We start from the raw sequence: 10,542 nt of genomic DNA on the forward strand, positions 1-10,542 counted from the left end.
AGATAAAAGAAGATATTCGCACAAACGTCTTATTTATTCTTGACATACAATAAAAGATGATACAGGGCTTCAATGTAAGCTCCCATGTAATAGTTTGTTGAATCAATCAAGTTCTTTTAAGTTTGTAAGAATGGGATAAATGAAGTGAGTGAAAGCCTAATGGTGAACATTCTACATTTTTTATTGGAACACACAGTTTTTCAAAATGTATTAAAAGATCTCGATATGAATGTTTTGTATATTGAAGATGGTCATAACGAGAGACAGACAATTGCAATGGTAAAGCCAAAGTGCTTGTTTTTGGCACATAGTTTTGAAGAAGGAAAAATATTATTTGGAAAAGTTCAGCCGCAAATCGTGATTATATACATTTCTAAAGCTTCTCAGGTTGATTTTGTGAAGGAAATCTTTACTTCAGATATTTCGTTTATCATTGTATGGAGTGAAGAAGTGACATCTCAATTTGTTGACCTTATTAAACTTGGTGTGCGAAACATTATCTTACCACCAATTACGCCGCAATCTGTACTTGCTGAAGTGCAAAAGAGTGTGTATGAGTTGTCATTAGTAAAACAAGTTATATTACAGCAAGAGTTACTTCAACTGATATTTGATTTTCAGAATGATTTATTGTTTATTGTAGAAGATGATGAAATTATAGATTGCAATACGAATTTTTTACGTTTTTTCGGATACGAAGATCTTATGTCATATCATGAGCATCATATGACATTTGCAGAACATTTTGCACAGGAGAATGGGTATTATATCGCGGAAAATAATACAATGTGGATTGATGATTGCTTAACGCAATCGAGAAAAATTAAAATGTATAATGAGATTGGAGAAGCGAGTGTATTCTTGTTACGCATTGCTCCGATGCCTAATGATGTATCGAGATTCATCGCTACATGTACAGATATTACAGAGTTAGAAGAAGAATATAAAGAGCAAGAGCGTTTAGCAACAACTGATTCTCTGACAAATATTTATAATAGGATGAAGTTTCAAAGACTATTTTCAGAAGGTTGGGAAACTTCTGTGCGAATGAATCAATCATTTGCTCTTGTTTTATTTGATCTGGATGATTTTAAAAAAGTAAATGACACATATGGTCATGATTTTGGAGATTTAGCACTGGTACAATTGGCGGAGCTTGTAACAGCAAAATTACAGACGCGTCATGTTTTTGCGCGGTGGGACGGAGAAGAATTTATTATTTTTTTATCTCAAACAACAGAAAAAGAAGCATTTCAAATTGCAGAAGCACTCCGATTTTTTATTGAAACAAAAAAATTTTCTGGAATTTCAAAGATAACGGCAAGCTTTGGTGTTGCTGCATTTGAAAATGGAATTACAAAAGAAATGTTAATGCATCGAGCAGATATTGCACTATATGAAGCGAAGAAGAAGGGGAAAAATCAAGTGTGTTTATATCGAAAAGAAAAAATATAGTATTTTTTCGCAACAAATTGTTGCGATTTTTTTTTATTGACGGATAATGGGAAAGAGGGGGGGAGTAAATACTTAGATGCGATGGAGGATTTTTAGAAATGAAGACGTTATGGAGTACAATTATTTTTTTGCTTTCTGTTTTATTAGTAGGGAGCTATTTCTTTTTTAAAGTACCTGCTAAAAAAGAAGCTCAATTAGTAAAAACAACTGCCCCTGCTAATACAACGAAAGAAAAACCAAAAGAAAAAGAAAAAGAAATTGATTATGCTGCTGTTACTCAAAAACTAGATCAGTATCTAAAAGATAAACAATTTAATGGATCGGTCCTTATTTCATATCAAGGTCGAACAATATTAGATAAAGGGTATGGTTATGCGGATGTACAAAAACAAATTGAAAATACATCGCAAACAAAATATCGAATTGGTTCTATTACAAAAACGACAATTGCTGTGTCGATTTTGCAGTTGCAAGAACAAGGGAAATTAAATATACAGGATAACGTGCATACGTATATTCCGTCTTTCCCTGTTAATAAGAATATTACATTATATCATTTATTAACGCATACATCAGGACTCCCTGAACACGGGAAAGGGAAAGTTAATGCTGCATCCCGTCTTAATTTAGTAACGTGGCTTGGACAACAGCCAACCGCTTTTCAACCAGGACAAGGATGGTTATATACAGATTATAATTATATGTTGTTGGCTTATATTTTAGAGAAGATTTCGGGTCAATCGGTAGCGCAATATGTTAAAGATCATATTTTTACCCCAGTAGGAATGACAGAGTCAGGTATGGGAGAGACACGGGAAGAAGATGTGACTGTTGCAAAAGGATATAAAAAGAAAGAGAATGAGCTTGTATTAGCCCCAAAATTAATCATGAGTTGGTTATATGGATGCGGTGAAATGTATACAACGGTGCATGATATGAAAAAGTTAGACGAAGCAATTATGACAGGTAAACTTATTTCGTCTGAAAGTTTAAATTTAATGTTTACACCATCTCCAGGAAGAAAATACGCATTTAGCTTTTATATATATCCAGATTATTATCACAATCATGGGGTACTTTCGGGATGGAATACTTTTAATAACTTTAATCGGGATAAACAACTATTTGTTATTGAATTTTCAAATGTGCAAAACGGAATTAATGATGATTTTAATAACGAATTTCGCAAACTTGTGAGTGATTTATTAGAAAAAGAGGAGATGGGAAGATGAAGCAGTTATTACCACTAACTTCCATTGGTTTTGTTGGTATCGGTGTTATGGGAAAGAGTATGGTGCGTCATTTACTAAAGGCGGGTTATACGGTGTACGTATATAATCGTACAAAAGAAAAAGCAGCAGATTTAATTGAAGAAGGTGCACATTGGTGTGATTCTCCAAAGGAAATTGCAAGAACAGTAGATGTCGTAATGACTATGGTCGGATATCCGCATGATGTAGAGGAAGTATACTTTGGTGAAAATGGAATTCTTACTCACGCAAAACAAGGAACGATTACGATCGACTTTACAACTTCAACACCAACTTTGGCGAAACGTATTTACGAAGAAGGAAAGAGTAAAGGGATTTATGTATTAGATGCTCCTGTATCGGGTGGAGATATTGGAGCAAAAGAAGGTCGTCTTGCAATCATGATTGGTGGAGACGAAGAAGTATATAAAGCGTGTTTACCATTATTCGAACTGTTAGGTAAAAATATTATGTTGCAAGGAAAAGCAGGGAGTGGCCAGCATACAAAAATGTGCAATCAAATTGCTATTGCATCTAACATGCTTGGTGTATGTGAAGCACTTGCTTATGCAAAAAAGGCAGGGTTACATCCAGAAAAAGTGTTGCAAAGTATTTCTACTGGTGCAGCAGGCAGCTGGTCATTAAGTAATTTAGCACCTCGTATGTTACAAGGTGATTTTGAACCAGGATTTTACGTGAAACACTTTATGAAAGATATGAACATTGCTTTAGCGGAAGCTGAGCAACTTGGATTATCTGCACCTGGCCTAACTCTTGCAAAAGAATTATATGAGCAATTGATGCAAGATGGTGAAGAAAATAGCGGAACACAAGCATTATATAAACAGTACATAAAGGAGTGAGTGTATGAGTTTAGAAAAGTTCGATAATATTATTCGCACAGTACAGTGTACCGAAACGCTTCTCATAAATGATAAGCAAATGGCGGCATTTCAAAAGAAGTATAACTTTGAACCGGTATTTGAATATGGTAGAGATGCAACAGGTCGTTATGTTATTCGAACAACGAAAGAAATGCTAGAAGAGATGGAATTTTATTTAGCACTAAAATATGAGCGTGATCTCATTGATTTATATATGAATGCAGAAGTAGACGGGAAATTTTATGTTTCGGTTAGCTACGGAGACGATGCACTTCATTTACAAGAGCTGTTTCAATTTTTAGAAGAGAATAAATGAAAAAATCCTCATATGAGGACTTTTTCATTTAGGAAAGGCTTGTTGCTCGGCGTACTTTTTCAATTGGAAAGGGAATCACTGTAGCCATTCTGTTTCGAGTAGATCGTTTTGTGCGAGCGTGGCGTAATATATAAAATGCAAACAGTATACCAACAGGAATTGCACCATATAAACCAAACAATAAAGCGCTTACAGTAGATGCGACGAAACCAATCATACCAATTTCTAACTCATCCATAATAGCACCCACAACAGCAGGTATAGACCCACAAACGACACCAAACAAAATTGCTAAAATTAACTCCATGTATTCCCTTCCTCCTTTTTACAATTTCGTTCTTTTTTTTCTATTATTTGTATTATAACATATTTTAAACAGAATTTTCAGAAAAAATTCATAAAATGTTCATAAAATTGTAAAAAATATTCAACAAAAAAGAAGGTTTATCTCATAAACTGTTATTCCGCTCATTTTCATAACCTCCTAGTTGAATAAAAAAACCTCTCAGATAAGGAGAGGTTTTTTACAACCAGCTCCTTATCTGTCAGCATAACGCTGCGAGAATTAGCACTGTGCCTACATAAAGTAGATCGGTTGCCGGGTTTCATCGGGCTCTTCCCTCCACCAGCTCTTGATAAGGAGTATTTTAGAATTGTTTAAAATTTTGATAACTGAATTTTGACAGAGAACTTTTATCCCGCTATTCGTGGGCAGTAATACTCCCGCCTCAAAATTCAGCGGAAGCATTGTCCAGTTCCAGTGGCTAGAATGTTCGGTGGCTTCGCTTCTTCCTGCGAGGCAAAAAGCGCCTCTCCGCCTTGTACGTGGGCGTCCTGCGATTCTGAGCGAGTCGCTTCCGCTTTTCTTAAGAAGTTAGGCGGGAGATAAACTGCTGGCATGCGCCCGATTGGTGAGGGCTGATAATCAGTGGGGGATGAAGAAAACCCCCATTGATTAAAGTTTCACTTTATGTTATCAATGCGTTTTGAAAATGTTTCATACTTCCCACCTCTTTTGAAAGTTGTTACAATTCTAGTGACAAATAATATGATTTTTCCAACTTTTTGTAAATAAAAAAATAAAAAGGAAGAAGGGAGAAAGTAATGAAAATTGCTTGTGTTCAAATGAATATTACTTTTGGTGATGTTGAAAAAAATATAGAACATGCCGAAAAAAAAATAAACGAAGCAATGAAGGAACATCCAGATGTTATTGTATTACCAGAGTTATGGACAACGGGTTATGATTTAGAGCGTCTTCCTGATATTGCTGACCTAGATGGTAATTATACGAAACGTTTATTATCACAGTGGAGTAAGCAAAATGGTATAAATATTGTCGGTGGTTCAATCGCAAAGCAGACAGAGAATGGTATTACAAATACGATGTATATTAGTGATCGAAACGGAAAAATTGTGGCTGAATATAGTAAAGTGCATTTGTTTCAACTGATGGATGAGCATAAATATTTGATTGCTGGAAATGAAACGGGGCATTTTCTATTGGAAGATATACCTTGTGCAGGAACAATTTGCTATGATATTCGTTTTCCAGAGTGGATGCGTGTTCATACTGTACATGGGGCAACAGTATTATTTGTTGTAGCAGAGTGGCCGCTTGTTCGTTTAGCACATTGGCGATTATTGCTTCAAGCAAGGGCGATCGAAAATCAATGTTATGTTGTGGCGTGCAATCGCACTGGAAGTGATCCTAATAATGTATTTGCAGGCCATTCTCTTATTATTGATCCTTGGGGAGAAATCGTTACTGAGGCTGATGAAACAGAAACGATTTTGTATGGAACGTTAGATATAAAGAAAGTTTCTGAAGTGCGTAAAGGGATTCCTGTTTTTTTTGATCGGCGTCCAGAATTGTATATGCCAAAAAAATGTTGATAAACAATTTTTTATTCTTGATATAAGTCACTGCTATGCAGAATACAACATGATCACTACTTGCTTTCTCCTTTTGTTTTAAACCTTGCATGTGGCAGAAAAGGGCCCTGACCGCTTCTATGCATGGCCAGATGCTTTCGTCCCCCCTAAAAAGAAAGAGGGTTTTTATGTCGATTTTTTAGTTTGTATTTATCCCGCTATTCGTGGGCGTCCTGCGATTCTGAGCGAGACGCTTCCGCTTTTCTGAAGAAGTTAGGCGGGAGATAAACTGCCTGTAAAAGCCCGATTGGTGAGGGCTGATAATCAGTGGGGGATGAAGAAAACCCCCACTGATTAAAGTTTCACTTTATATAGTTACCACTTTTTTGTCTCTTCGCTTATTTATAAAAAGAAGGGAGGAGACAACGATGGAGGAATGGATATCAGTTATTGGCAATGTTGGTTTTCCGATTGTTGTTACGCTATACTTATTGCATAGAGTTGAAAGTAAGTTAGATAGCGTTATTATCGCAATTGAGAAACTACCAAAGCAGATGCAAAGATATGAAGCTCCAAAAGAAAATATGTAATGGAAACGGATTGTGTGGTACAGACACAATCCGTTTTCTTGTATCTATTTAATAGAAGAAAAAATTGTCGGATTTCACTGTGCAGTATAACCGCCATCAATGACAACAGCTTGTCCTGTAATGCCTTTCGTTTTTTCACTTGCTAAAAATAAGGCGTAGTCTGAAATTTCTTCTGTATGTAATAATCGTTGTTGCGGTACAAGCGGGTAAATGACATCTTCTAATACATGTTCAAGCGGGACATTTCTCGTTGTAGCTAAATCTTGAAGTTGGTTGCGAACAAGCGGTGTATCAACATAGCCAGGACAAAGTGCGTTTACAGTAATGCCATGTTCAGCGCCCTCTAATGCAGCGACTTTTGTAAGTCCGATTACCCCGTGCTTGGCGCTATTATATGCAGATTTGCCTGCAAAGCCAACGAGACCATTAATAGATGCGATGTTGATGATACGCCCGTATTTTTGTTTTTTCATAATAGGAAACGCATGTTTTATTGCAATAAACGGTGCAATTTGCATAATTTTAATAAGCATTTCAAACTTTTCAGTTGGAAAATCTTCAATTGGAGAAACGTATTGCATGCCTGCATTATTAATTAATACATCAAGTGAACCCAATCGTGTAACAGTTTCAGAAATAGCTTGTTCAATCTCACGTTCTACTGTTACATCACATTGCATTCCCAATACTTTATATCCTTCGTTCTGTAATTGTTTCACTGCCTCTTGTACTCGGTCCTCTAACCGATCCGTAATCATTACAGTTGCACCTTCTTTCGCAAAGGCTTTTCCCATTTCATATCCAATGCCGCTTGCTGCACCTGTTAAAAATACAACGCGATTTTTAAACATTTTTTATTCCATCTCCCCCATGAATATAGTTAGCTCTAATGCTCTATTTATAGAAACGAAGTGGGAAATCCTGCAACCTTTTGGAAAAAATACACAAGCTATCTTGCTTTACAAAATACTGTTTGCTATACTATTTTGTAAAGCAAGATACTTATACCTATCTATCTTGTAAAACAAGGTAGAGGAAGGATTTGAATGATGTCGACGAGTCAAATGTTAAAAGGTATTTTGGAAGGATGCTTACTTGCCATTATTTCTGAAGGAGAAATATACGGATATGAAATGAGTGAAAAACTGGCACAGTATGGTTTTACAATGGCAAGTGAAGGAAGTATTTATCCGTTATTAATTCGCATGCAAAAAGAAGGATTGATTACAAGTACGATGAAAGAATCGCCATCTGGTCCAAAGCGAAAATATTACACATTAACAGAACAAGGTGAAGATGCACTAGATGATTTTATGGTACGGTGGGAAGCGATGCAAAGTGGTGTACAGCGCTTGTTAGAAGGAAAAGGAAGGGTGCGATAATGCTGATGTGATGAAAGTAAAGTAAAAATAAATAGCCTAAACGAGGGGGAATATTGTGCAAGTTTCTAAAGAAGGCGAAAAGTTTTTAACTGATATGAAAGTGTATTTATTAACAAAAGGAATAAAGGAAGAAGATATAAATAGCTTTTTAGAAGATGCTGAGCTTCATTTAATAGAAGGAGAAAAAGAAGGAAAGACGGTAACAGATATTTTTGGGGATTCGCCGAGAGAGTATGCGGAAGAATTGGCTGAAGAGATGGAAGTTGATAAGAAAGAAAATTGGAATTTACTTATTTCTTTCGTGATTGCAACAGCAGCTTATTGGATGATTCCAGAACTTGTATTTCGAAATGCAGGGAAACCATTCACTGTATCACTTATTAATTTAATTGGATATCCTATCGTTTTATTTTTGATGATAGCAGGGATGATTTTTGCTTTTCGTAGCTCTAGTTTTCAAAGTAAATTGAGAGAGTTTTCTATTATATATGTGGTAATGGCTGTCATTCCAATGGTTTTACTTGTTGGACTAATGCTACTAGATAAACAGTATGGTACACCATTTTTCTCTTTAACTTCGACTCAAAGTTATATTTTTGGTTTTTTATTATTTGCAGCAGCTATAATAATTAATTTTCGTTTAAATAACTGGATGGGGGTACTTACATTATTTGTTTTGCTTTTCATTATGTTTATATTTGAATATTTTAAAATTAATAATACGGGATGGGGAAATTTAGAGCCAATTGTGTCATATGGAAGCTTAGTACTGCTTATGATATGGGATTCCAAACGACAAAATATTGTACAGAGATAGTTAAGATAGGAGAGAGTTAGAGGTTTTCAAAACAATCAAAGTAGTTTCTAGAAGATATAGGAGCATATTTAATGGTAACAGGAATAAAAGAAGATATAAAATCTTTAGCGGTAGAAGAGAGGAATTACTCATATAAATTCATGGTGATTTTTCAACATATAAGTTGCTGTTATGCAGAATATAACTTGTTTTTTTCTTTTGTTTTCAACCTTGCATGTGGTAGGAAGAGTTGCTGACCGTTTCTATGTATGGCCAGATGCTCCTCTAAAAAAGGGGTTTTTTGTCGGATTTTTAACTTGTATATGTAGAAGTAACTGTAACAGTTACCTTTTTTCTTTACGCAATAAAGGGCTTTGTAAAGATAATTCTCTTTGTGTATCTGTTAATAAGGAATCTATTTGTGATTTATGAGGTGGAGGAATGATGTAATGCATAAGGTTTGTAGGAGAAGGATGGTGCTCGGAACCGTTTGAACACTCGGGATCTGTATTTGTAAGTTTGTCCTGTACACGTCGCGTGAATAAAATATGACCAAGTTCGTGTGCTAGTGTGTACATGTTCCTCGAAGCTGAAGCGGCATTTGTTAATACAATGTAACCTTTAATTTGTGTGTGAACGGCTAAAGAATAGGCGCAAGCGATGGTGGTTTGTTCTTGAAAATAATTACTGCCGATATAACAAATATAAATATCACATTGCGGTGCATGTTCCCTGCATTCAGCAAATAAAGAAGTTAACTTTGGTTGTGATTTTAGCGAAGATCCATAACTAACCTCACCATCGTGAAAACGATATGGCTCATCTAGTACGTTGACATCCTCAATTTTAAATAGGATAGGATACCAAATATATTCAGCAATTGCAATGTCTTTAGCAATACGTTCATCATCAATATGAGATCCGGGAGTAATGCAAATACATATGTTAACGTAAGGGCACATAGGAAACACCTCAAATATAATGAATTTTTCTATCTGGATAAAGAGGAAATGTACTTAACGATTGAAAAAAGGGGGGATATATGTTTTTAATGTATTTAAATTATTTTTTTGTCGAATTAAGTAAGGAGAACATTCTTTATTTGATAAGAACTGCGGAAGTATATGATCCTCTTTATTTAATAAACTATTAAAATTTGTTATCATATGTGTGAACTGTTCATCAGTAATCATACCGCTCGTATGCCAATAACACATCATTGCACAAGCAATGGAACTTGTATCGACGGTGACGTTCACATTAACATTAGAATTTCCGCTATTTGAAATATTGGAGCTATTTCGCCGCATGGTCAATCCTCCTTACAAAAATAGGCTACTTTTAGTAGCCTATTCATCTAAATTGTTTTTGTTTTGGCTTTGGTTACTCTGCTGGGGTTGGGTAGCATTATTTAATGCATTTGTTAAGAATGGAAGCAGGGCTGCTAATAGTTGGTTTGTAACATCTGTGTTCGATTGCCCTTGTGCAGGCCTCTGTGTCTGAGTCTGTTCTTGTTCTACATCATTAGACTGACTATTAGAAGAAGCTGTTTCAGAATCTATATCAGAGTCTACGTTTAAATTCACGTGAGAATTTCCACTATCTGAAATTTGAGCAACGTTGTGATTGTGTGTATGTTCTTTTGGTATTGGGTCTTGGGAATCGGGCTTTTTATAATTATTATTATCATTACATTGGAGTTTCTTTCGGCTGCAACCGTGATAATAATACAAGAGAATCCTCTCCTTTAATAGCTACATAAAATGTCTATAGGATACTTTATGTAAAAAGAGAAAAAGTGTATGGACAAATGAACTATCATTTTGTGTTGTTTTTATCCCGCTATTTGTGGGCGGTAATACTCCCACCTCAAAATTCAGCGGAAGCATTGTCCAGCTCCAGTGGCTAGAATGTTCGGTGGCTTCGCTTCTTCCTAAGAGGTAAAAAAACACCTCTACGTCAGAAGCTCCATCCCCCTCACATTCTGAACGAGC

General features: G+C 35.6%; 14 protein-coding genes and 1 riboswitch. Of the genes, 8 read left to right on the plus strand and 6 right to left on the minus strand.

Annotated features, from left to right (window positions below; all coding sequences use genetic code 11):
- Nucleotides 1-162 precede the first annotated feature (162 nt).
- The 4 genes from MR076_RS07275 to MR076_RS07290 all read left to right on the plus strand — a co-directional run bounded on the left by MR076_RS07275 (nt 163) and on the right by MR076_RS07290 (nt 3,905).
- Nucleotides 163-1,455 (plus strand): GGDEF domain-containing protein, encoded by a 1,293-nt coding sequence (locus MR076_RS07275; RefSeq protein ID WP_242219222.1) that lies wholly within the window; start codon nt 163-165, stop codon nt 1,453-1,455.
- Nucleotides 1,456-1,553: 98 nt separating this feature from the next.
- A complete protein-coding gene (locus tag MR076_RS07280) occupies nt 1,554-2,687 on the plus strand; it encodes a serine hydrolase domain-containing protein (protein WP_242219175.1) in 1,134 nt (377 codons plus the stop codon).
- Nucleotides 2,684-3,568, plus strand: a complete 885-nt coding sequence (locus tag MR076_RS07285) for an NAD(P)-dependent oxidoreductase (RefSeq protein WP_242219178.1) — start codon at nt 2,684-2,686, stop codon at nt 3,566-3,568. Before MR076_RS07280 ends, MR076_RS07285 begins: the two co-directional genes overlap by 4 nt.
- 4 nt (nt 3,569-3,572) lie before the next feature.
- The gene (locus tag MR076_RS07290; protein ID WP_242219179.1) at nt 3,573-3,905 is read left to right on the plus strand and encodes a DUF3909 family protein; all 333 of its coding nucleotides are present in this window, start codon (nt 3,573-3,575) and stop codon (nt 3,903-3,905) included.
- Between the two features lie 28 nt (nt 3,906-3,933).
- Here the strand turns inward: MR076_RS07290 and MR076_RS07295 are convergent, their stop codons facing one another.
- The gene (locus tag MR076_RS07295; protein WP_242219181.1) at nt 3,934-4,212 is read right to left on the minus strand and encodes a hypothetical protein; all 279 of its coding nucleotides are present in this window, start codon (nt 4,210-4,212) and stop codon (nt 3,934-3,936) included.
- Nucleotides 4,213-4,440: 228 nt separating this feature from the next.
- Nucleotides 4,441-4,547: riboswitch (SAM riboswitch) on the minus strand.
- 462 nt (nt 4,548-5,009) lie between these two features.
- Between MR076_RS07295 and MR076_RS07300 the strand changes: the two genes are divergently transcribed.
- Together MR076_RS07300 and MR076_RS07305 are read left to right on the plus strand one after the other, a co-directional pair.
- Nucleotides 5,010-5,801 (plus strand): carbon-nitrogen family hydrolase, encoded by a 792-nt coding sequence (locus MR076_RS07300; RefSeq protein ID WP_242219184.1) that lies wholly within the window; start codon nt 5,010-5,012, stop codon nt 5,799-5,801.
- 407 nt (nt 5,802-6,208) lie between these two features.
- The gene (locus MR076_RS07305) at nt 6,209-6,370 is read left to right on the plus strand and encodes a YvrJ family protein (protein WP_242219186.1); all 162 of its coding nucleotides are present in this window, start codon (nt 6,209-6,211) and stop codon (nt 6,368-6,370) included.
- 74 nt (nt 6,371-6,444) lie between these two features.
- On the opposite strand, the gene MR076_RS07310 is transcribed toward MR076_RS07305, so the two are convergent.
- A complete protein-coding gene (locus tag MR076_RS07310; RefSeq protein ID WP_242219188.1) occupies nt 6,445-7,221 on the minus strand; it encodes a 3-hydroxybutyrate dehydrogenase in 777 nt (258 codons plus the stop codon).
- Between the two features lie 198 nt (nt 7,222-7,419).
- Here MR076_RS07310 and MR076_RS07315 point away from each other — a divergent pair, with 198 nt between their 5' ends.
- Both MR076_RS07315 and MR076_RS07320 read left to right on the plus strand, forming a co-directional pair.
- A complete protein-coding gene (locus tag MR076_RS07315; protein WP_242219224.1) occupies nt 7,420-7,752 on the plus strand; it encodes a PadR family transcriptional regulator in 333 nt (110 codons plus the stop codon).
- A 55-nt stretch (nt 7,753-7,807) separates the two neighbouring features.
- The gene (locus tag MR076_RS07320; protein ID WP_242219190.1) at nt 7,808-8,569 is read left to right on the plus strand and encodes a DUF1129 domain-containing protein; all 762 of its coding nucleotides are present in this window, start codon (nt 7,808-7,810) and stop codon (nt 8,567-8,569) included.
- A 323-nt stretch (nt 8,570-8,892) separates the two neighbouring features.
- Here the strand turns inward: MR076_RS07320 and MR076_RS07325 are convergent, their stop codons facing one another.
- The 4 genes from MR076_RS07325 to MR076_RS07340 all read right to left on the minus strand — a co-directional run.
- Nucleotides 8,893-9,510, minus strand: coding sequence for an ImmA/IrrE family metallo-endopeptidase (locus MR076_RS07325; RefSeq protein WP_242219192.1), 618 nt, complete (start codon nt 9,508-9,510; stop codon nt 8,893-8,895).
- A gap of 54 nt (nt 9,511-9,564) precedes the next feature.
- Complete coding sequence (locus MR076_RS07330) at nt 9,565-9,858, minus strand: hypothetical protein (protein ID WP_242219194.1); 294 nt, start codon at nt 9,856-9,858, stop codon at nt 9,565-9,567.
- Between the two features lie 39 nt (nt 9,859-9,897).
- Nucleotides 9,898-10,281, minus strand: a complete 384-nt coding sequence (locus MR076_RS07335) for a hypothetical protein (protein WP_242219197.1) — start codon at nt 10,279-10,281, stop codon at nt 9,898-9,900.
- Nucleotides 10,282-10,302: 21 nt separating this feature from the next.
- Nucleotides 10,303-10,542: hypothetical protein (locus tag MR076_RS07340; RefSeq protein WP_313897310.1), on the minus strand; the 240-nt coding region annotated here is incomplete at its 5' end.

This window comes from Bacillus cereus group sp. BfR-BA-01380 (genome assembly GCF_022663535.1).
Classification (GTDB): domain Bacteria; phylum Bacillota; class Bacilli; order Bacillales; family Bacillaceae_G; genus Bacillus_A; species Bacillus_A cereus_BB.

Bases quoted from the DNA above. Each gene is read 5' to 3' on its own strand.
- MR076_RS07295 (WP_242219181.1), bottom strand. From the start codon at position 4,212: ATGGAGTTAATTTTAGCAATTTTGTTTGGTGTCGTTTGTGGGTCTATA.
- MR076_RS07305 (WP_242219186.1), top strand. From the start codon at position 6,209: ATGGAGGAATGGATATCAGTTATTGGCAATGTTGGTTTTCCGATTGTT.
- MR076_RS07290 (WP_242219179.1), top strand. From the start codon at position 3,573: ATGAGTTTAGAAAAGTTCGATAATATTATTCGCACAGTACAGTGTACC.
- MR076_RS07310 (WP_242219188.1), bottom strand. From the start codon at position 7,221: ATGTTTAAAAATCGCGTTGTATTTTTAACAGGTGCAGCAAGCGGCATT.
- MR076_RS07285 (WP_242219178.1), top strand. From the start codon at position 2,684: ATGAAGCAGTTATTACCACTAACTTCCATTGGTTTTGTTGGTATCGGT.
- MR076_RS07325 (WP_242219192.1), bottom strand. From the start codon at position 9,510: ATGTGCCCTTACGTTAACATATGTATTTGCATTACTCCCGGATCTCAT.
- MR076_RS07280 (WP_242219175.1), top strand. From the start codon at position 1,554: ATGAAGACGTTATGGAGTACAATTATTTTTTTGCTTTCTGTTTTATTA.
- MR076_RS07300 (WP_242219184.1), top strand. From the start codon at position 5,010: ATGAAAATTGCTTGTGTTCAAATGAATATTACTTTTGGTGATGTTGAA.
- MR076_RS07330 (WP_242219194.1), bottom strand. From the start codon at position 9,858: ATGCGGCGAAATAGCTCCAATATTTCAAATAGCGGAAATTCTAATGTT.
- MR076_RS07315 (WP_242219224.1), top strand. From the start codon at position 7,420: ATGTCGACGAGTCAAATGTTAAAAGGTATTTTGGAAGGATGCTTACTT.